This window comes from Nocardioides antri (genome assembly GCF_008373765.1).
In the GTDB taxonomy this organism is placed as follows: domain Bacteria; phylum Actinomycetota; class Actinomycetes; order Propionibacteriales; family Nocardioidaceae; genus Nocardioides; species Nocardioides antri.
In genome coordinates this window covers 1-396 of record NZ_VUJW01000103.1, presented here as the reverse complement: position 1 = coordinate 396, position 396 = coordinate 1, and the positions used below count along the sequence as shown (strand labels likewise).

The window sequence follows — 396 nt, the reverse complement described above, 5'->3', positions numbered from 1 at the left end:
AACAAATTTAATTAAGGTACAAATTATTCATATCGGCGAGCAAATTCAAAACAGCGGGGAAGATTAAAAATTGATTTCCTTAAGAATTAGCGACGGCGGATAACAGAGCATCGAAATGCTTTCCTTGGGGATCGTATTTAGTTTTGAAGGCTTCGTATTCTTGAGGTAGCTTGTCCTTGACGACTTCAAGGTAACGTTGGAATAGACGTTGCTGGGCTGGAGTACATTTGCCACCTGCTTCTGCCACAGCTTCAGGAATGTCCTTTTTGAAATCCCCGGAAACAGCGTCGCAAGGGGATGTTTCTAAGAAGCATCCAATAAAGGCCTTCAGAGAATCAATATTTCCCACCAAAGCTTCAATATCCAGATCGTCATTTTCCGAGCTGTATGTCTCTT

At 41.9% G+C, this 396-nt stretch carries 1 protein-coding gene; it reads right to left on the bottom strand.

Annotated features, from left to right (window positions below; all coding sequences use genetic code 11):
• Positions 1 to 79: 79 nt before the first annotated feature.
• A partial coding sequence (locus F0U47_RS22720; RefSeq protein WP_149752341.1) for a 4CSP family protein occupies positions 80 to 396 on the bottom strand: 317 nt, incomplete at its 5' end.